This is a genomic window from Streptomyces sp. NPDC104226 (assembly GCF_055584085.1).
The window spans coordinates 191,433-207,768 of record NZ_JBVJMS010000010.1 but is presented as its reverse complement, the minus strand read 5'-3'; the positions used below and the strand labels follow the sequence as shown (position 1 = coordinate 207,768).

General features: G+C 70.2%; 15 protein-coding genes. 7 read left to right on the top strand and 8 right to left on the bottom strand.

The window, feature by feature from the left end:
- The first annotated feature begins 89 nt into the window (after nucleotides 1-89).
- Genes ACZ60J_RS29530 through ACZ60J_RS29520 form a run of 3 tightly spaced genes read left to right on the top strand, consistent with a single transcriptional unit; the run spans nucleotide 90 to nucleotide 2,686 of the window.
- Entirely contained in the window at nucleotides 90-977 is an 888-nt protein-coding gene (locus ACZ60J_RS29530; protein WP_469686486.1) for a GNAT family N-acetyltransferase, read from the top strand.
- 17 nt (nucleotides 978-994) lie between these two features.
- Complete coding sequence (locus ACZ60J_RS29525) at nucleotides 995-1,459, top strand: GNAT family N-acetyltransferase (RefSeq protein WP_469686484.1); 465 nt, start codon at nucleotides 995-997, stop codon at nucleotides 1,457-1,459.
- Nucleotides 1,460-1,510: 51 nt separating this feature from the next.
- On the top strand, nucleotides 1,511-2,686 hold the full coding sequence (locus ACZ60J_RS29520; protein ID WP_469686482.1) for a winged helix DNA-binding domain-containing protein: 1,176 nt from the start codon (nucleotides 1,511-1,513) through the stop codon (nucleotides 2,684-2,686).
- A 10-nt stretch (nucleotides 2,687-2,696) separates the two neighbouring features.
- Here ACZ60J_RS29520 and ACZ60J_RS29515 read toward each other — a convergent pair whose 3' ends face one another.
- Together ACZ60J_RS29515 and dnaB are read right to left on the bottom strand one after the other, a co-directional pair.
- Nucleotides 2,697-4,082: a serine hydrolase domain-containing protein gene (locus ACZ60J_RS29515; protein WP_469686480.1), complete on the bottom strand. Its 1,386-nt coding sequence runs from the start codon at nucleotides 4,080-4,082 to the stop codon at nucleotides 2,697-2,699.
- 10 nt (nucleotides 4,083-4,092) lie between these two features.
- Nucleotides 4,093-5,556: a replicative DNA helicase gene (gene dnaB / locus ACZ60J_RS29510; protein ID WP_469686765.1), complete on the bottom strand. Its 1,464-nt coding sequence runs from the start codon at nucleotides 5,554-5,556 to the stop codon at nucleotides 4,093-4,095.
- 452 nt (nucleotides 5,557-6,008) lie between these two features.
- On the opposite strand from dnaB, the gene ACZ60J_RS29505 reads away from it, so the two are divergent.
- The gene (locus ACZ60J_RS29505) at nucleotides 6,009-7,346 is read left to right on the top strand and encodes an MATE family efflux transporter (protein ID WP_469686479.1); all 1,338 of its coding nucleotides are present in this window, start codon (nucleotides 6,009-6,011) and stop codon (nucleotides 7,344-7,346) included.
- 158 nt (nucleotides 7,347-7,504) lie between these two features.
- On the opposite strand, the gene rplI is transcribed toward ACZ60J_RS29505, so the two are convergent.
- From rplI to rpsF, 4 genes are all read right to left on the bottom strand, one after another.
- Nucleotides 7,505-7,951 carry a 50S ribosomal protein L9 gene (gene rplI, locus ACZ60J_RS29500; protein ID WP_469686478.1) on the bottom strand — a complete coding sequence of 149 codons (447 nt, stop codon included), beginning with the start codon at nucleotides 7,949-7,951 and terminating at the stop codon, nucleotides 7,505-7,507.
- A gap of 18 nt (nucleotides 7,952-7,969) precedes the next feature.
- A complete protein-coding gene (gene rpsR / locus ACZ60J_RS29495; RefSeq protein WP_005315025.1) occupies nucleotides 7,970-8,206 on the bottom strand; it encodes a 30S ribosomal protein S18 in 237 nt (78 codons plus the stop codon).
- Nucleotides 8,207-8,249: 43 nt separating this feature from the next.
- Nucleotides 8,250-8,852, bottom strand: coding sequence for a single-stranded DNA-binding protein (locus ACZ60J_RS29490; protein ID WP_469686477.1), 603 nt, complete (start codon nucleotides 8,850-8,852; stop codon nucleotides 8,250-8,252).
- 72 nt (nucleotides 8,853-8,924) lie between these two features.
- Nucleotides 8,925-9,215 carry a 30S ribosomal protein S6 gene (gene rpsF, locus ACZ60J_RS29485; RefSeq protein WP_015034882.1) on the bottom strand — a complete coding sequence of 97 codons (291 nt, stop codon included), beginning with the start codon at nucleotides 9,213-9,215 and terminating at the stop codon, nucleotides 8,925-8,927.
- A gap of 249 nt (nucleotides 9,216-9,464) precedes the next feature.
- Here rpsF and ACZ60J_RS29480 point away from each other — a divergent pair, with 249 nt between their 5' ends.
- The 3 genes from ACZ60J_RS29480 to ACZ60J_RS29470 all read left to right on the top strand — a co-directional run bounded on the left by ACZ60J_RS29480 (nucleotide 9,465) and on the right by ACZ60J_RS29470 (nucleotide 12,123).
- Nucleotides 9,465-9,776: a hypothetical protein gene (locus ACZ60J_RS29480; RefSeq protein ID WP_469686476.1), complete on the top strand. Its 312-nt coding sequence runs from the start codon at nucleotides 9,465-9,467 to the stop codon at nucleotides 9,774-9,776.
- Nucleotides 9,777-9,905: 129 nt separating this feature from the next.
- A complete protein-coding gene (locus tag ACZ60J_RS29475) occupies nucleotides 9,906-11,024 on the top strand; it encodes a lipid II:glycine glycyltransferase FemX (protein WP_243331146.1) in 1,119 nt (372 codons plus the stop codon).
- 67 nt (nucleotides 11,025-11,091) lie between these two features.
- Complete coding sequence (locus ACZ60J_RS29470; RefSeq protein WP_469686474.1) at nucleotides 11,092-12,123, top strand: alanine racemase; 1,032 nt, start codon at nucleotides 11,092-11,094, stop codon at nucleotides 12,121-12,123.
- A 1-nt stretch (nucleotide 12,124) separates the two neighbouring features.
- Here the strand turns inward: ACZ60J_RS29470 and ACZ60J_RS29465 are convergent, their stop codons facing one another.
- Both ACZ60J_RS29465 and ACZ60J_RS29460 read right to left on the bottom strand, forming a co-directional pair.
- The gene (locus ACZ60J_RS29465; protein WP_469686472.1) at nucleotides 12,125-13,585 is read right to left on the bottom strand and encodes a glycosyltransferase family 87 protein; all 1,461 of its coding nucleotides are present in this window, start codon (nucleotides 13,583-13,585) and stop codon (nucleotides 12,125-12,127) included.
- 89 nt (nucleotides 13,586-13,674) lie between these two features.
- The gene (locus ACZ60J_RS29460) at nucleotides 13,675-16,218 is read right to left on the bottom strand and encodes a transglycosylase domain-containing protein (protein WP_469686470.1); all 2,544 of its coding nucleotides are present in this window, start codon (nucleotides 16,216-16,218) and stop codon (nucleotides 13,675-13,677) included.
- Nucleotides 16,219-16,336 lie beyond the last annotated feature (118 nt).

Genomic DNA, 16,336 nt, shown 5'->3' with positions numbered 1-16,336 from the left:
GCACACACGGCGGCGAGGCGATGTTTCACGTGAAACATCCACCCCAAATCCCCTGGACCGGGTCCTGTCCCATGAACCACTCTGAGGCCGTGACACCACCCCATCTCACCGCCCTCCCCATCCGCGCACTGACCGTGGACGACCTCCGCCACTGCGCCGATCTCTCGGAAGACCGCGGCTGGCCCCGCGAGGACCACAAGTGGGGGCTGCTGCTCGCCGCCGGACACGGCTACGGCATCGACGCCCCCGACGGCCTGGGACTCGCCACGGTCTGCGTGGTCACCCGCTACGGACCCCCGCTGGCCGATCCCGAACTCGCCGCCGTCGGCATGGTCCTGGTCGCCGAGCGGTACGCCCGCCAGGGCCTGGGCCGGCGCCTGATGACGTACATCTGCGACGACGTCCTCAAGGGCGTTCCGATCACCCTGCACGCCACCCCGTACGGCCGCCCCCTCTACGAGGAACTCGGCTTCGAGACCACCGGCCGTGCCGAGATGCTCCGGGGCTCCTTCAGCCCGGATGCCGCCGCTCCCGCGCAGGAAGCCATCCGCGTCCGGCCCGCCGGCGGCGAGGACATCCCGCGGATCCTGCTGCTGGACGCCGAGGTCTTCGGCGCCGACCGCACCCACATGGTCACCCGGCTGCCGGCCTTCACAGACCGGCTGCTCGTCGCCGAGGACCCGTCCGGCGAGCTGATCGGCTACGGGGCCATCTGGCCGAACATGGAGACCCATGTCGTCGGACCGCTGGTGGCCCGCGACACCGACGCGGCCCGCGCCCTGGTCACCGCCCTTGCGGCGGCCACCGACCGGCCCCTGCGCACCGATGTCGACGTACGCCACGAAGAGCTGCTCGGCTGGCTCAAGGACCGTGGTCTCGGCTCCGTGGCCTTCAATGCCGTGATGACCCGGGGCATCCCCGGCCTGCCCGGTGACTGGACCCGCCGCTGGGCTCCGCTCACCGTGGCAGCCGGCTGACCCAGGAGGATCGGACCATGACCGACACCAGTTCCGACCTGCTCATCCGGCCGGCCACCGAGGAGGACCTGCCCGCGATCGTCGCGATGCTCGCGGACGACCCGCTCGGCGCCACCCGGGAGTCCCCTGACGACCTCACCCCGTACGTGGCGGCGCTCGAGCGGCTGACGGACGATCCCCACCAGCACGTGGTCGTCGCCGTCCGTGCGGGCCGCGTCGTCGGCACCCTCCAGCTGACGATCGTCCCCGGGCTCTCCCGCAAGGGCAGCACCCGCTCGATCATCGAGGGCGTACGCGTCCACGCCGACGAACGCGGCAGCGGGCTGGGAACCCGGTTCATCGAATGGGCGATCGAGCGGTCCCGTGCGGAGAACTGCGCACTCGTCCAGCTGACCTCGGACGTGACCCGCACCGACGCCCACCGCTTCTACGAGCGGCTCGGCTTCACCCCCTCCCACGTCGGCTTCAAGCTCCAGCTCTGAGCCCCCGTGTGGGCCGGGTCGCTGTCGGCGGCCCGGCCTACGATCGGGAAGATGAGCAGCCTCCCCCTCATCAGCACCGCGGAGCGCCGACTCCGCCTCGGCCGCCGGCACCGCCTCGCACCGTCGGCCCGCGCCACGAGCGTGCCCGAAGTCGCTGACGCCGTGATCGGCCTGCACGCCACCGACGCATCGACGGTCTTCCTCTCGGCCCGGGCCCGGCTGAGCGCAGGCGGACCGGGGGAGATCGAGCGGGCCCTGTACGAGGACGTGAGCCTCGTACGGCTGCTCAGCATGCGCCGTACGCTCTTCGCCGTCTCCACCGAACTCGCCCCGTACGTCGACTCCTCCACCGCGCGGGCCATCGCCGCGAAGGAGCGGCGGAACTTCCTCAAACGGCTCGCCGAGGACGGTCATGGCCTCGATGCCGAGTGGCTCGCCGGGGCGGAGCAGGCCACGCTCGACGCGCTGGACAGCCTCGGTCCGTCCACCGGCAGCCAGCTCTCGGCGGCCGTACCCGTACTGCGGCGGAAGGTCACCGTCGAGCGGGGCGGGAAGTACGAGGCGCAAGTGGGCGTCGCCACCCACGTCATCCGGCTGCTCTCCGCCGACGGCCGCATCCGCCGGGACCGGCCGCGGGGATCGTGGACCTCCAGCCAGTACCGCTGGGTGCACACCGAGCCCTGGCCCGCCCTGCAGCCGGCCGAGGCCCGCGCGGAGCTGGCCCGCCGCTGGCTCCGGTCGTACGGTCCGGCCACCGAGGCCGACCTCAAGTGGTGGACGGGCTGGACCCTCACCGACGCGCGCAAGGCCCTTGCCGCGGTCGGCCCCGACACGGTCCGGCTCGACGACGGCACCACCGCGCTCGTCAGCCCCGGTGACACCGGACCAGAACCCGAGCAGGAGCCCTGGGCCGCCCTGCTGCCCGCCCTCGACCCGAGCGCGATGGGCTGGGCGGACCGGGGCTTCCACCTCGACCCCGCCCACCGCCCGGCCCTCTTCGACTACGCCGGCAACATCGGCCCCACCGTGTGGTGGAACGGCCGGATCGTCGGCGGCTGGGCCCAGCGCGCCGACGGGGAGATCGTGCACCGGCTGCTGGGCGACCCCGGCGGCGAAGCCGAGCGGGCCGTCGCCGCCGAAGCCGGCCGGCTCGCCGCCTGGGTGGGGGAGGCCCGCATCACCCCGCGCATGCGCACCCCGCTGGAGCGTGAACTCACAGCGGGGTGAGGGCAGCCCGCTAGCCGATGCCCCGCCAGCCCTGCGGGTCGACCCCGCCGGGCACCGGCGCCTGCGGGTCGTAGGGCTCGCGGGTGAACACGAACGAGCCGAGGTCGAGGTGGCTCACGGATCCGTCCGGCCGCCGTACGGCCCGCAGGGACTCGCCTGCGTAGTAGCCCGCCAGTCCGGTCCAGCTGCCGTCCGGCTCGGGCCGGAAACGCGCGGACCGGCCGCTGCCACCCACCGGGCCCAGCTCCAGGAACCCGTCGTAGGTCAGCCTCACGGCCTGGGCCGACGTGCCCCAGTACCAGGGGCCGCAGAGCTCCAGCGCGACGGGATCGGCCTCGCGCAGCGGCCGCCACGGCTCGGGGATCCGCGGCTCCGCCTCGGCGACGATGCCCACCAGTTCGGCCGCCAGCGTGGAAGCGGCCAACCCCGAGGTGCAGTTGGCCAGCACCACCGCGGCCACGTCGTCCGCTTCGCTCAGCCACAGCCCGGCGAGGAAGCCGGGCAGCGAGCCGCTGTGGCCCGCGAGCCGGCGCCCGCCGCTCAGCGTCAGCTGCATCCCGAGCCCGTATCCGAGGTCGGCGAGGCCCGGCTCCGGCGGGGTGGCGGACGTCCGCATCTCCCGTACGGACTCCGCGCTCAGCACGCGCTCGTCGCCCCGCAGGAGGAAGGCGGCGAACTTCGCCAGATCGCCGGTGGTGGACCACAGCTGGCCGGCCGGGGCCATCAGCCCGAGGTCCTCCAGGGGTTCCGGCATCATCACGTCCGCCCACGGGTGCACCGCCCAGCCGCCGGCGTGCGGCGCCACCGGCTGCGCCGACGTGCGCTCCAGCCCCAGCGGCTCCAGCACCTCGGCGCGCAGCACGTCCTCCCACGGCCTCGCGCGGACGGCTTCCACGAGCGAACCCAGCAGGGTGTAGCCGGGGTTGGAGTAGTGGTGGCGGCGTCCGGGCTCGAAGCGGAAGGGGTGCTCGCCCAGGACGTCCGAGAGCTCCGGCCGCAGCGTGCCCGCCGTGCGCTCCCACCACTCGCCGGGCGTCTCCGCCGCCAGCCCGGCCGTATGGGACAGCAGTTGCCCCACCGTCACCTCGCCGACCCCGGTTCCCGGAAGGAACTTCTCGACCGGGTCGCCCAGTTCCAGCAGCCCCTCGTCCCGCAGCCGCATCACCAGCACGGCGGTGAACGTCTTGGTGATCGACCCGATCCGGTACTGCACGTTCCCGTCCGGACCGTGCCCCTCGACCATGGTCCGGGACCCTTCCCAGACCACCTCTCCACCCCGCACCACGGTCGCCACCAGGGACGGAGCCCGGCCTTCGCGCTGCGCGACCGCGATCCGGTGGCTCAGCGCACGCCGGGTCGCGGGCAGCAGGACAAGATCTTCAGATACGGCATCCATGGGGCGGATGCTACGTGTTGGCCATGTCCACGAACCGCGAATAATGGCCCTGGAAGGCCACGGTGATGGTGGCCGTCGGACCGTTACGGTGCTTCGCCACGATCAGGTCCGCCTCACCCGCTCGGGGAGACTCCTTCTCGTACGCGTCCTCGCGGTGCAGCAGGATCACCATGTCGGCGTCCTGCTCGATCGAGCCCGACTCACGCAGGTCGGAGACCATCGGCTTCTTGTCGGTGCGCTGCTCGGGACCACGGTTCAGCTGGGACAGCGCGATCACCGGGACCTCCAGCTCCTTCGCCAGGAGCTTGAGGTTTCGGGACATGTCCGAGACCTCCTGCTGGCGGCTCTCGGGCCGGCGCGAGCCGCCCGACTGCATCAGCTGGAGGTAGTCGATGACGACGAGCGACAGGTCGCTGCGCTGCTTGAGGCGGCGGCACTTGGCCCGGATCTCCATCATCGACAGGTTCGGGGAGTCGTCGATGTAGAGGGGGGCGGCGGAGACGTCCGGCATCCGGCGGGCCAGCCGGGTCCAGTCGTCGTCCGTCATCGTGCCGGAGCGCATGTGGTGCAGGGCCACCCGGGCCTCCGCCGAGAGCAGGCGCATCGCGATCTCGTTGCGCCCCATTTCGAGGGAGAAGATGACGCTGGGCAGATTGGCCTTGATGGAACAGGCGCGGGCGAAGTCCAGCGCGAGGGTGGACTTACCCATGGCGGGACGGGCCGCGATGACGATCATCTGGCCCGGGTGCAGGCCGTTGGTCAGCGAGTCCAGGTCCGTGAAGCCGGTCGGGACGCCCGACATCTGCCCGCTGCGCGAGCCGATCGCCTCGATCTCGTCGAGGGCGCCCTCCATGATGTCGCCGAGCGGAAGGTAGTCCTCGGAGGTCCGCTGCTCGGTGACGGCGTAGATCTCGGCCTGGGCGCTGTTGACGATCTCGTCGACGTCCCCGTCGGCGGCGTAGCCCATCTGCGTGATCTTCGTGCCGGCCGCGACCAGGCGGCGCAGGACCGCCCGCTCGTGGACGATCTCCGCGTAGTACTCGGCGTTCGCCGCCGTGGGGACCGACTGGACCAGGGTGTGGAGGTAGGGGGCCCCGCCGATCTTGCTGATCTCACCGCGCCGGGTCAGCTCGGCGCTGACGGTGATCGGGTCGGCCGGCTCTCCCTTGGCGTACAGGTCGAGGATCGCCTGGTAGATCGTCTCGTGCGACGGCCGGTAGAAGTCGTGGCCCTTCAGCACCTCGACCACGTCGGCGATGGCGTCCTTGGACAGCAGCATGCCGCCCAGGACGGACTGCTCGGCGTCGAGGTCCTGGGGCGGGACCCGCTCGAAGCCGCCGCCTCCGCCGTCCCAGGAGCCGCCCTCGCGGCCCCGGTCGCTCTGTTCGTCCCCGCGGCCACGGCCTTCGCCGCCCCGGCGCGGACGGGCGGGCAGACGGTCACCTGGACCGCTGTCGGCCCAGGGGTCGTCCATGGGCTCGGACATGCTCACCGGGCCGCCTCCTCCCGTCCGCAACGCGGACCTTGCCGTGTCACTCTTTCTACGACACGGCTCTGACATTTGGGGCACCCGAATCGGCTCTCGGCGAGTCGGACAACGCACCACGGTAGGCCCGCGAGCGACGTCAGCCAATCTTGTTATCCACAGGCTGTGTGGATGAGGTGTGGATGACGGCGCCAATGCTGTGGGTAACTCCCCGGAAGCTGTGCACGGACCGGGGGACGGTGCTGTGGACAAAATCACCTGCCCTACCCATCCAACCCACCTGACCTGGCATTTCTCCCTCCACCGCCTGTGGGGAAGAAAATTATTCGCCACTGTCTCAAGATCGCCTCCAACGAGGTGGGACGAACGCTCGAATCGGCGTATCGGTAAGGATCCAAAAGGCCTTGCGTCTATTACCTGTGGAAGATTAGATTGAGCGCATGAGACAGGCCCCCACCGCACCGAAGGCTGCCCCGAGACGGCACGACCGCGAGATCCTCGCACTCGCCGTCCCCGCCTTCGGCGCCCTCGTCGCCGAACCCCTCTTCGTGATGGCCGACAGCGCCATCGTGGGGCACCTCGGCACACCCCAGCTGGCCGGTCTCGGCATCGCGGCCGCACTCCTCACCACGGCCGTGAGCATCTTCGTCTTCCTCGCCTACGCCACCACCGCCGCCGTGGCCCGCCGCGTCGGCGCGGGCGACCTCCAGGCCGCCATCCGGCAGGGCATGGACGGCATCTGGCTCGCCCTGCTCCTCGGCGCGGCCGTCGTCGCCGCCGTGCTGCCCACGGCGCCCACCCTGGTCTCCTTCTTCGGGGCCTCCGACACCGTCGCCCCGTACGCGATCACCTACCTGCGGATCTCGACCCTCGGCATCCCCGCGATGCTCGTGGTGCTCGCCGCCACCGGTGTCATCCGCGGCCTCCAGGACACCCGCACCCCGCTCTACGTCGCGATCGGCGGCTTCGCCCTGAACGGAGCCCTGAACGTCGCCCTCGTCTACGGAGCCGGCCTCGGCATCGCCGGCTCCGCCTGGGGCACCGTGATCGCCCAGTGCGCCATGGCCGCCGCCTACCTGGTCGTGGTGGTCCGGGGCGCCCGCAGGCACGGCGCCTCCCTGAGGCCCGACGCCGAGGGCATCCGGGCCTGCGCACAGGCCGGAGCACCCCTGCTGGTCCGCACCCTGTCCCTGCGGGCCGTCCTGCTGATCGCAACCGCCGTGGCCGCACGCCTCGGGGACGCCGACATCGCAGCCCACCAGATCCTGCTCTCCCTGTGGAGCCTGCTCGCCTTCGCCCTCGACGCGATCGCGATCGCGGGGCAGGCCATCATCGGCCGCTACCTCGGCGCGGGCGACACGGAGGGGGCCAAGGCCGTCTGCCGCCGCATGGTGCAGTGGGGGATCGCCTCCGGCATCGTCCTGGGCCTCCTCGTGATCGCGGCCCGCCCGGTCTTCATCCCGCTCTTCACCAGCGACCCCGCCGTCGAGGACGCCCTCCTGCCGGCCCTGCTCGTGGTCGCCCTCTCGCAGCCCGTCTCCGGCATCGTCTTCGTCCTCGACGGCGTCCTGATGGGCGCGGGCGACGGCCGCTACCTGGCCTGGGCCATGCTGCTCACCCTGGCCGTCTTCACCCCGGCAGCCCTGCTCGTACCGTCCCTGGGCGGCGGACTGACGGCCCTCTGGTGCGCCATGACCCTGATGATGCTGGTCCGGATGGTCACCCTCCAGCTGCGGGCCCGCTCGGGCCGCTGGCTGGTCGCCGGAGCCACGCGCTAGACCCCAGCAGCCCGGGGGAGCCTGGGGGCAGCCCTCGGGCAGGCCAGCCCTCGGGCGTTGTTTCACGTGAAACATCGCCCGCTCACGAGCTCCGTTTCACGTGAAACAACGACGAAGGGCCGCACCCCCACGGGGGTGCGGCCCTTCATGCGCAGCCCTTAGGCGGCGACGACCTCGATGCCGACGGTCGCGGCCACGTCAGCGTGCAGACGCACGGAGACCTGGTACGAGCCGAGGGTCTTGATCGGGGAGCCCAGCTCCACGCGGCGCTTGTCGACCTTCGGGCCACCGGACGCCTCGATCGCCGTGGCGATGTCGGAGGGCGTGACGGAACCGAAGAGACGACCGGCGTCACCCGCGCGGGTGGCCAGACGGACCTTGACGTTCTCGAGCTTGGCCTTGAACTCGTTGGCCTGCTCGATCGTCGCGATCTCGTGGATCTTGCGGGCGCGGCGGATCTGCGCCACGTCCTTCTCGCCACCCTTGGTCCAGCGGATCGCGAAACCACGCGGGACCAGGTAGTTGCGGGCGTAGCCGTCCTTGACGTCGACTACGTCGCCGGCGGCGCCGAGGCCAGAGACCTCGTGGGTCAGGATGATCTTCATTATTCGGTCACCCTTTCCTTATCGCGCGGTGGACGTGTAGGGCAGCAGTGCCATCTCACGGCTGTTCTTCACAGCCGTGGCGACGTCACGCTGGTGCTGCGTGCAGTTGCCGGTGACGCGGCGGGCACGGATCTTGCCACGGTCGGAAATGAACTTCCGCAGCATGTTCGTGTCCTTGTAGTCCACGTACGCGGTCTTGTCCTTGCAGAACGCGCAGACCTTCTTCTTAGGCTTGCGCACAGGCGGCTTCGCCATTGTGTCTCTCCTGTGAAATCAAGAAGTGGGGGTGCGAGCTGCCCTAGAAGGGCGGCTCGTCCGAGTAGCCACCGCCGGAGCCGCCGGAGCTTCCGCCCCAACCGCCACCGCCGCCGCCCTGCTGCTGGCCGCCGGCCGGCGCGCTGGACGCCCATGGGTCGTCGGAGGGACCTCCGCCGCCCTGGGGGCCGCCGCCACTGGGGGCTCCGCCCCAGTTGCCACCGCCGCCGCCCTGCTGCTGACCGCCGCCACCGCCGCCGTATCCACCCTGGCCACCGCGACCCGTGGTCTTGGTGACCTTGGACGTGGCGTTCTTCAGGCTGGGGCCGACTTCCTCGACGTCCAGCTCGTAGACCGTGCGCTTGACACCCTCACGGTCCTCGTACGACCGCTGCTTCAGCCGGCCCTGCACGATGACGCGCATGCCTCGCTGAAGGGACTCGGCGACGTTCTCGGCCGCCTGGCGCCAGACCGAGCAGGTCAGGAACAGGCTTTCGCCGTCCTTCCACTCATTGGTCTGCTTGTCGAAGGTGCGGGGAGTGGACGCGACACGGAACTTCGCGACCGCCGCACCCGAGGGGGTGAAGCGCAGCTCGGGGTCGTCGACGAGATTGCCGACGACCGTGATGACGGTCTCGCCTGCCATGGATGAACCTCTCGGCGGGGATTGCTGCTGGGCTGCTGTGCTACTCGGTCCCGATTACCGCTGAACCGAAGTTCAGTGGGTCTCGGGGCGAAGGACCTTGGTCCGGAGAACCGACTCGTTCAGGTTCAGCTGTCGGTCAAGCTCCTTGACGACCGCAGGCTCGGCCTGGAGGTCGATGACCGAGTAGATGCCCTCGGGCTTCTTCTTGATCTCGTAAGCGAGACGACGACGGCCCCAGGTGTCGACCTTCTCGACCTTTCCGTTGCCCTCACGGACGACAGAAAGGAAGTTCTCGATCAGCGGGGAGACAGCGCGCTCCTCGAGATCGGGGTCGAGGATGACCATCACTTCGTAGTGACGCATGTGGAACCCACCTCCTTTGGACTCAGCGGCCACGGTCGTTCCGTGGCAGGAGGGTCGTGATGCGTGCGCACGGCATCTGCAGAGCAGACACCGCGCAGCTGTACAGACTACCTCGTCGACTCCTTCCGGTTGAAATCCGGCACCAGGAGGCCACAATCTGTATGCATCGGGTGTTCTCGGTGCTAAGCCCCCGGCCCCGCCGGAGGCCGCCCGCAGCACCGCTCTGCTGCAGCCAGGAGGTGCCTTCCCATGGCACAGGCAATGCAACGACAGTCCATCTCCCTCTTCGCGACCGACGGCAAGCCCCATCCGCTCCAGGACACCCTGGTGGCGGTCACGCTGGTCCTCGGTGCCGTGGCGTTCATCACGGCCTTCTTCCACAACCTGCACCTGCTCAGCTCGTGGACCGGGCTGATCGGGATCGTCACCGGGCTCTACGGCCAGTTCATCTCCGCCACGACACGCGAGCGCACGGCACTGATCATCGGCCTCGGAGCCTCTGCCATCGGCTTCTTCCTCGGCATGGCGCACGGCGGACTTTTCGGCGGCTGGCTGGGCTGACCGGGTGCCTCCGCGACGGGGCGCCGGCCTCCCACGGGCCCGGGCCCGGCCCGTCCCCCAGATGGGTGGCGCCCCCGTCGCAGTAGGCTTCGCGCCATAGCCAGCGAAGCCGCCGAGGAGACGCCCCGCATGAGCCTGTCCCTGAGGACCATCAGCCGAGAGCAGCACCTGGGCTACCTCCAGAGCCTGCCCTCGGCTAGCCACTGCCAGGTCCCGGCGTGGGCCGACGTGAAGAACGAGTGGCGCTCCGAGAACCTCGGATGGTTCGACCAGTCCGGCGAACTCGTCGGCGCCGCACTCGTGTTGTACCGACAGCTGCCCAAGGTGAAGCGGTACCTCGCGTACCTCCCCGAGGGCCCGGTCATCAACTGGTACGCCCCCAACCTCGAAGAGTGGCTCCAGCCGATGCTGGCGCACCTCAAGCAGCAGGGCGCCTTCACCGTGAAGATGGGCCCGCCCGTCGTCATCCGCCGCTGGAACTCGACCGCCATCAAGGCCGGGATCCAGGACCCGGAGGTCAAGCGCCTGCGCGACGTGGAGGCCTCCGTCATCGAGCCCCGCGCCTTCGAGGTCTCCGACAAGCTGCGCCGCATGGGCTGGCAGCAGGCCGAGGACGGGGGCGCCGGCTTCGGTGACGTGCAGCCCCGCTACGTCTTTCAGGTGCCGCTGGCCAACCGCTCGCTGGACGACGTCCTCAAGGGCTTCAACCAGCTGTGGCGCCGCAACATCAAGAAGGCCGAGAAGGCCGGCGTCGAGGTCGTCCAGGGCGGCTACGAGGACCTGCCGACCTGGCAGAAGCTGTACGAGGTCACGGCCGAGCGCGACAAGTTCCGCCCGCGCCCGCTCAGCTACTTCCAGCGCCAGTGGACGGCCCTCAACTCCGAGGACCCCAACCGGATGCGGCTGTACATCGCCACGCACGAGGGGGAGCCGCTGGCCGCCGCCACGATGCTCACGGTCGGCCAGCACGTCTGGTACTCGTACGGCGCCTCCGCCAACCACAAGCGCGAGGTCCGTCCTTCGAACGCGATGCAGTGGCGCATGCTGCGCGACTCCTACGCGCTCGGTGCAAGCGTCTACGACCTGCGCGGCATCAGTGACACCCTGGACGAGAACGACCACCTGTTCGGCCTCATCCAGTTCAAGGTCGGCACGGGCGGCGAGGCCGTCGAGTACGTCGGCGAGTGGGACTTCCCGCTCAACAAGCTGCTGCACAAGGCGCTCGACATCTACATGTCGCGTCGCTGACCCCGCCCCATCCACACACACCGCACCGCTGCACCACGCAGCTTTTCGAGAGAGGCTCCGGACGGGCATGGCGCTCACGCTCTACGTCGACACCGCGCGCTGGCGTGCGCACCAGAAGCAGGTTCAGGACCAGTTCCCCGGGATGATCCCCGTCTGCAAGGGCAACGGCTACGGCTTCGGTCACGAGCGGCTCTGCGAGGAGGCGACCCGGATGGGTGCCGACGTCCTCGCGGTCGGCACGACCTACGAGGCCGCCAGCATCAAGGACTGGTTCGGCGGTGACCTGCTCGTCCTCACCCCGTTCCGGCGGGGCGAGGAGCCGGTGCCGCTGCCGGACCGGGTCATCCGCTCGGTGTCCTCGCTGGACGGGGTGCGCGGCCTGGTCGGCGCCCGTGTGGTCATCGAGTGCATGAGCTCGATGCGCCGGCACGGGATCTCCGAGCAGGAGCTCGGTCAGCTCCACTCGGCGATCGAGGACGTGCGGCTGGAGGGCTTCGCCCTGCACCTGCCGCTGGACCGCCCGGACGGCTCGGACGCCGTCGAAGAGGTCATCGGCTGGATGGACCGGCTGCGTGCGGCCCGGCTGCCGCTGCACACCATGTTCGTCAGCCACTTGAAGGCCTCGGAGCTCGTGCGGCTGCAGCAGCAGTTCCCGCAGACCCGGTTCCGGGCCCGCATCGGCACCCGGCTGTGGCTGGGCGACCACGAGGCGACCGAGTACCGCGGCGCGGTCCTCGACGTCACCCGCGTCGCCAAGGGCGACCGGTTCGGCTACCGGCAGCAGAAGGCCGCCTCCGACGGCTGGCTGGTCGTCGTCGCCGGCGGCACCTCCCACGGAGTCGGCCTGGAGGCCCCCAAGGCCCTGCACGGGGTGATGCCGCGCGCCAAGGGCGTCGCCCGGGCCGGACTCGCCACCGTCAACCGCAACCTGTCGCCGTTCGTGTGGGCGGGCAAGCAGCGCTGGTTCGCCGAGCCGCCGCACATGCAGGTGTCCATCCTGTTCGTGCCGTCGGACTCTCCCGAGCCGAAGGTCGGCGACGAGCTGGTGGCGCACCTGCGCCACACCACCACCCAGTTCGACCGGGTGCTCGACGCCTGAGTCACTCCCCGGGGCGCGCGCCCCATTCCACTCGCTGACCCTCCGAAGGCGCCGCGTCCTGCGGCGCCTTCGGCGTACGCGGGAGCGTGAACACGTCCTCGGCGCCGTCCAGGACGCCCCCGGAGGGGTCGTCGGAGCCGTCGCGCCGCACCACGTCCCGCTCGGGCAGCAGGATGTCGCGTACGACCACCGCGCACAGGTAGAGCGTGCACAGCAGGTGGGCCGTGATCGCCAGCTGGTAACCCTCCAGCGGCAGGCCCTGGTGCTTGTCCCCGCTGGTCGTGTAGGCGAGGTAGAACCAGATCCCCAGGAAGTAGACGACCTCGCCGGCCTGCCAGATCAGGAAGTCCCGCCAGCGCGGCCGGGCCAGCGCGGCGAGCGGGATGAGCCAGAGCACGTACTGGGGCGAGTAGACCTTGTTGACGAGGATGAAGGCGGCCACCAGCAGGAAGGCCAGCTGGGCGAAGCGGGGGCGGCGGGGCGCGGTGAGCGTGAGCAGGCCGACGCCCGCGCACAGCAGCAGGGTCAGGCCCGTCGCATAGGTGTTGGCGCCTTCGAGGGGGTTTCCGGAGCGCTGGGAGATCAGCAGCCACACGGATCCGAAGTCGATGGGCCGCTCCTGGCTGAAGGTGTAGAACTTCTGCCAGCCCTCCCAGGCGAAGAGCATCACGGGGAGGTTCACCACGAGCCAGGAGACCACGGCGCCGCCGACCGCCTCGCCGAAGGCACGCCACTTCCCGGCCCGCCAGCAGAGCACGAACACGGCGCCGAGCAGCAGGACGGGGTAGAGCTTGGCCGCGGTGGCCAGGCCGATCAGGACGCCGAAGGCCACCGGCCGGCTCCGCGACCACATGAGCATCGCGGCGGCGGTCAGGGCGATGGCCAGCAGGTCCCAGTTGATGGTCGCGGTGAGTGCGAAGGCGGGAGCGAGGGCGAAGAGCAGCGCGTCCCAGGGCCGCCGGCGGTGGGTACGGGCCACGCACACCGCGATCACGGCGGCGCAGACCATCAGCATGCCCGCGTTGACCATCCAGTACATCTGCTCCCGGTGCTGCATGGTGCCGCTGCCGGGGGTCATCCACGAGGCGATCTCCATGAAGAGCCCGGTGAGCACCGGGTACTCCAGGAACTGCATGTCGCCCGGGATCCGGTCGAAGTACGGGGTGAGGCCGTCGGCGAAGCCGCGGACCACGTAGAGGTGCGGGATGTCCGAGTAGCAGGCGTGGGTGTACTGGGAGCCGGCTCCCCGGAACCACGCCCAGTCGTAGCAGGGCAGCTTCTGCACCATGCCGAGCGCGAACATGCCCAGGGCGACGAGCACGACGACCCGCACCGGGGTGAGCCAGTGGCCGCCCAGCCGCGCGTAGCGGCCCAGCGGGCCGCCGATGAGCTCGCTCCCCGCGGCGGCCACCTCGTCCTGCTGGGTGGGCAGTACGGGGCTGTCCTCGTGCACCTTCGTCATGCGCACATCCTGCCGTACGGCGCCGCACATGGGAGAGGGCCGCCGCACTCGGTGCGACGGCCCTCTCCTGCCGTGTGTCGGGCGCTCGGTCAGCCGCCCGTGGAGCCCCCTATCGGGAAGCCTCCGTTACCGCCGTTCGTCGCGCCGCCCGGCCTGCCGCCGCCCGACTTGCTGGGCGAGGGCGAGGGGGACCGGGAGGAGCTGGCGCTGGGGTCCGGGTCGCAGATGGCCCACGGCTTGCAGGTCGGCTTGCCTCCGCTGCGCGACGGGCTCGGGGACGGGGACGGGGAGTTCGACGGAGACGGGGACGGGGACGGGGAGGGCGAGGGGGACGGAGAGGGCGAGGGCGAGGGAGCGCCGGAGGCGTCCGCGACCACACCGACCTCGTCGGGCTCCGGGAAGTCCGACTCCGGGACGCCGTCCAGCGCCTCCTTCATGTACTTGGTCCAGATCTCGGCCGGGATGTCACCACCGTGGAGGGAGGGGATGCCCGCCACGCCCCTCATCGAGATGAGTTCCTTCTTCTGCGCGGAGGGGTCCGAGCGGAACAGCGCCACGGAGGTGGACAGCTCGGGGGTGTAGCCGACGAACCAGGCCGACATGTTCTTGTCGGTGGTGCCGGTCTTGCCCGCGGCGGGCCGGCCGAGCTTCTTGGCCTTCGTGCCGGTGCCGTTCTCGACGACGTTGCGCAGGACCTTGGTGATGTTGTCCGCGATGGAGTTGTCCATGGCCCGCTCCGCCTTGGGCGCCTCGAAGCCGGGGACGTCGTTGCCGTTCTTCTTGACGCTGCGCACCGAGTACGGGTCGTGGTGGGTGCCGGAGGCGGCGAAGGTGGCGTACGAGTCGGCCATCCGGATGGCGCTGGGGGTCGAGGTGCCGAGCGCGAAGGAGGCGTTGTCGTTCGGGTCGAAGGACTCCTTCAGGATGCCCGTCGACTCCGCGACCTTCTTCACCTTGTCGTGGCCGACGTCGAAGACGAGCTGGGCGAAGGGGACGTTGATGGAGTCCTCCATCGCCTTGTTCAGGGTCACGTAGCCGTAGTCGGTGGGGCTCTCGTTCTTCTGCCTGAACGGCTTGCCGGAGCCGTCGCGCAGCGGCTGGCCCGCACGGTTGTTGATCACCGTGAGGTCGCTGGCCATGTACTTGCTGTCGGCCGAGATCCCCTTGCCCTTGGAGTTCTGGGTGCCGTACTGCATGGCCGCCGCGAGCACGAACGGCTTCCAGGTCGACCCGACCTGGACGCCGGAGGTGTTGGCGTTGTTGTTGAAGTGCTTCTTGTCCATGCCGGGTCCGCCGTACAGGGCGACGATGGCTCCGGTCTTCACGTCCACCGAGGCCGCGCCGAACTGCACGAAGGTGTCGGTGTCGGGCCGCTTCTTCTCGTCGAGCATGCCGTCGCGGGTGCCCTCGACCGCCTTGACCAGTGCGTCCACCTTCGGCTTCTGGAAGGTGGTGTAGATCCGGTAGCCGCCCTTGGCCAGGTCCTCGACCTTGATGCCGTTGGTCTTCAGCATGTACAGCTTGGCCGTCTCGACCAGGTAGCCGATCTGGCCGGACATGCCGGCGGCCTCGGGAGCCTCGATCAGGGCGGGGAACTCCTTGAACTGGTCCCTCTCCGCCTGCTGCATGCGGCCCACCTTGACCTCGCGGTCCAGCACCCAGGCCCAGCGCTTCACGGCCCGGTCCTTGTTCGCCTCAGGCGTGGCCGCGGTGCCGATGCCGCCGTCGGGGTTGTAGAGGTTCGGGCCCTTGAGCACGGCGGCGAGGAAGGCGCTCTCCGAGGGAGTCAGATCGTTGCAGTCCTTGCCGAAGTAGGCACGCGCGGCGGCCTGGATCCCGTAGGCGTCGCGACCGTAGTACGCGGTGTTCAGGTAGCCGGCGAGGATCGTGTTCTTCTCCTCGCTCACACCGAGCTTTATCGAGATGAAGAGCTCGGTGGCCTTCCGCTTGAGCGTCTGGTCGGAGTCCAGGTACGTGTTCTTCACGTACTGCTGGGTGATCGTCGAGCCGCCCTGGGTGGATCCGCCCTTGGCCATGTTCCACACGGCGCGGGCGATGCCCATCGGGTCGACGCCCTTGTCCGACTCGAAGGACTCGTTCTCCGCCGCGATCACGGCGTTCTGCATCGAGCGGGGGATCTTCTCGATGGGCACGATCTGACGGTTCACGGCGCCGCCGGTCGCGACCATCTGGGTGTCGTCGGCCCAGTAGAAGACGTTGTTCTGCGCATCGGCCGTCTTGTTCGCGTCGGGCGTGTTCACCATGGCGATGCCGATGCCGGCGCCTGCAGTGAGGAGCGCGAAGAAGCCGAGGGCCGTGCCGCCGACGAGCTTCCAGGAGGGGACGAAGCGCTTCCAGCCGATCTTTTCGCCGCGCGGGTAGTTGATGAACCGCTTGGGGCGGCCGGCGGCCGCGGCGCCCCTGCCCCGTCCCGCCGGGGCGCGGCCGGCGGATCTCCGGGCGTCCGACCGGCTGCCGTGGCCCGGCTGCTGTCCGTACGGCCCACTGGGTGACGCGGTGGGGACGTCACGCCCGGCACCGGCGCCCCTGGAGGGGCGCTGCTGGGCGGCCTTGCGGGCGGCTGCGCGGCCGCCGCCCTGGGGCTGTTGCGGTTTGCGGCGGTGCTCGCTCATCGAACGACTACTCCTCGGGCAGGCGAGTGGCCTGGAAGCGGCAGGTGAGTTCCGGTCCCCCCGGTGTCATGGCGCACAGACTACGCACGCCCAAAAGCCAATCAGTGCCGAAGTTCAC

Bases quoted from the DNA above. Each gene is read 5' to 3' on its own strand.
- ACZ60J_RS29515 (WP_469686480.1), bottom strand. From the start codon at position 4,082: ATGGATGCCGTATCTGAAGATCTTGTCCTGCTGCCCGCGACCCGGCGT.
- dnaB (WP_469686765.1), bottom strand. From the start codon at position 5,556: ATGGACGACCCCTGGGCCGACAGCGGTCCAGGTGACCGTCTGCCCGCC.
- ACZ60J_RS29470 (WP_469686474.1), top strand. From the start codon at position 11,092: ATGGCGCTCACGCTCTACGTCGACACCGCGCGCTGGCGTGCGCACCAG.
- ACZ60J_RS29460 (WP_469686470.1), bottom strand. From the start codon at position 16,218: ATGAGCGAGCACCGCCGCAAACCGCAACAGCCCCAGGGCGGCGGCCGC.
- ACZ60J_RS29490 (WP_469686477.1), bottom strand. From the start codon at position 8,852: ATGGCAGGCGAGACCGTCATCACGGTCGTCGGCAATCTCGTCGACGAC.
- ACZ60J_RS29520 (WP_469686482.1), top strand. From the start codon at position 1,511: ATGAGCAGCCTCCCCCTCATCAGCACCGCGGAGCGCCGACTCCGCCTC.
- rplI (WP_469686478.1), bottom strand. From the start codon at position 7,951: ATGAAGATCATCCTGACCCACGAGGTCTCTGGCCTCGGCGCCGCCGGC.
- ACZ60J_RS29475 (WP_243331146.1), top strand. From the start codon at position 9,906: ATGAGCCTGTCCCTGAGGACCATCAGCCGAGAGCAGCACCTGGGCTAC.
- ACZ60J_RS29505 (WP_469686479.1), top strand. From the start codon at position 6,009: ATGAGACAGGCCCCCACCGCACCGAAGGCTGCCCCGAGACGGCACGAC.
- ACZ60J_RS29525 (WP_469686484.1), top strand. From the start codon at position 995: ATGACCGACACCAGTTCCGACCTGCTCATCCGGCCGGCCACCGAGGAG.
- rpsR (WP_005315025.1), bottom strand. From the start codon at position 8,206: ATGGCGAAGCCGCCTGTGCGCAAGCCTAAGAAGAAGGTCTGCGCGTTC.
- ACZ60J_RS29480 (WP_469686476.1), top strand. From the start codon at position 9,465: ATGGCACAGGCAATGCAACGACAGTCCATCTCCCTCTTCGCGACCGAC.
- rpsF (WP_015034882.1), bottom strand. From the start codon at position 9,215: ATGCGTCACTACGAAGTGATGGTCATCCTCGACCCCGATCTCGAGGAG.
- ACZ60J_RS29465 (WP_469686472.1), bottom strand. From the start codon at position 13,585: ATGACGAAGGTGCACGAGGACAGCCCCGTACTGCCCACCCAGCAGGAC.